Annotated in this window: 2 protein-coding genes; one reads left to right on the top strand and one right to left on the bottom strand. The window is 61.8% G+C overall.

The genetic code is table 11. From position 1 onward, the window contains the following. The first annotated feature begins 114 nt into the window (after nucleotides 1-114). On the top strand, nucleotides 115-780 hold the full coding sequence (locus tag ACP5J3_RS14055) for a phosphoribosyltransferase (protein WP_428496252.1): 666 nt from the start codon (nucleotides 115-117) through the stop codon (nucleotides 778-780). Here ACP5J3_RS14055 and ACP5J3_RS14050 read toward each other — a convergent pair. Beyond that, a partial coding sequence (locus ACP5J3_RS14050; protein ID WP_428496251.1) for a molybdopterin molybdotransferase MoeA occupies nucleotides 752-1,844 on the bottom strand: 1,093 nt, incomplete at its 5' end. The two genes, ACP5J3_RS14055 and ACP5J3_RS14050, sit on opposite strands and share 29 nt — an antisense overlap.

Raw genomic sequence — 1,844 nt, 5'->3', positions numbered from 1 at the left:
TTTGAGTTTAAGGGGCCGGTTAAATGCCGCGACCTCGGTCTCCCCTACGTGGCGGTGGAGCCTTGTAAATAGTTCAAGTTAATGTATATAAACGCGGTGGTTTCCTCTATCAACGTGCCTAAGATACCTGTGAAGGTGGTGACTTTCGACGAGATTGTAGAGTGGAGCAGGCAGCTGGCGGCTAAGATTAGGGAGAGCGGGTGGCAGCCCGACGTGATTGTGGCCATCGCCAGGGGGGGCTTCGTCCCGGCGAGGCTTCTCTGCGACTGGCTGGGGGTTAGCGACTTGGTGAGTATTCAGGTGGTGCACTGGCCCTCGGCGGCGCAGGTGGCGGAGAAGGCGTATGTGAAGTACCCGGTCTCGGCGGATCTGCGGGGTAAGAAGGTGCTCATCGTAGACGACATAGTTGACACGGGGGACAGCGTAGAGCTCGCGAAGAGGAGCGTGGAGGAGTGCTGCAGGCCGGCCGAGGTGAGGACCGCGGCTCTGCAGGTTATTACAAGCGTCGCCAAGATAATCCCCGACTACTACGCCGTCGAGGTCAGGGAGTGGGTGTGGTTCGCCTACCAGTGGAACGCGGTGGAGGACGCCGCCGGCTTCATTATGAAGATTGTGAAGGAGACTGGGAGGGCTGAGTGGTGCCTCGACGAGTTGATACAGGCGCATATGGAGTGGTACGGTGGGGAGTATGTAGAGAAGAGGTTTGGCTACATACTCTACGCCCTGGATATGTTGAGCAAGAGGGGCCTGGTCAAAGTGGGCCGGTGCCGCTCCGCCTGAGGTCGCGGTAGAGGAGGACCGGCACCACGTCGCCCTTCTTCACCCCGCCCGGCGGGATTAGTGCAATGCCCCCGGCCTCCGGCTCGGTGAAGGAGTGGTGCTTCACCTTTATCGGCTTGGCGTAGAGCTCCCCCTCGCCCGGCTCTATCTTCACCCTCACCACCTGGGCCATCTCCCCCTGGACGTCTTGGGTGACGGTGGCGTATATCCAGCCCAGGCCCGGGGGCCGCGTCACGTTGGCCATGTGGCGGAGGACTGGCTCTACTATTCTAATCACGCCGTGTAGGGCGCTGATTGGGTAGCCGGAGAGGCCGAAGACGGGCTTGCCGCCGACGACGGCCACGCTTGTGGGCCTGCCGGGCTTCATCCGGAAGCCCCTCAGCCCGCCGAAGCCCAGCTTGTAGAAGTGGTCTATCTCGCTGGGGCCGGCGCCCCCCGTTATTATCGCCGCGTCGTACTCGGCTAGGAACTTGTCAACGACGGCCCTCACCTCTTCGTGCCTGTCGCTGGTCACCACCTTCTCCCTCACCTCTACATACGGCATGTACGTCTGGATGTACCACGCGACTAGGGAGGCTGTTGACTCAATCACTTTTCCCCTCATCACCAGCTCCGCGGCGGTGTCTGGGTCGATGGGCGGGACGATGAGCTCATCCCCCGTCGCCACTATGCCCACCCGCACCCTTCTGTAGGCGTATATCGTGGTGATGCCGACGTCGAGTAGGCCGACGACATCGAAGGGCGTGACGACCGTGCCTTGGCTGAGCATGACGGTCCCTCTGCGGACGTAAGACCCCGGAGGGTCTGCATTTGCGTATTTTTCATACCTCGCCTTGACCACCACGTACTCGCCGTCTCGCTCCACCGCCTCCTCCGGCACCACGGCGTCTGCGCCGTCTGGAAGAAAGGCCCCCACGGTGACGTAGACAGCCTCCCCGCTTCCAATAGCCAAGTCTCCTCTGTACTGGCCCACCAACACGGTGCCGATCACTCTAAATCTGCCCGGGGTGGCCTCCGAGTTCACGGCATAGCCGTCGTAGGCGGCCCTGGGCTTCGGGGGGTAG

This window comes from Pyrobaculum sp. (genome assembly GCF_049971835.1).
Classification (GTDB): domain Archaea; phylum Thermoproteota; class Thermoprotei; order Thermoproteales; family Thermoproteaceae; genus Pyrobaculum.
Note: the sequence above shows the minus strand (reverse complement) of the source record. Positions and strands in the feature narration are given on the sequence as shown.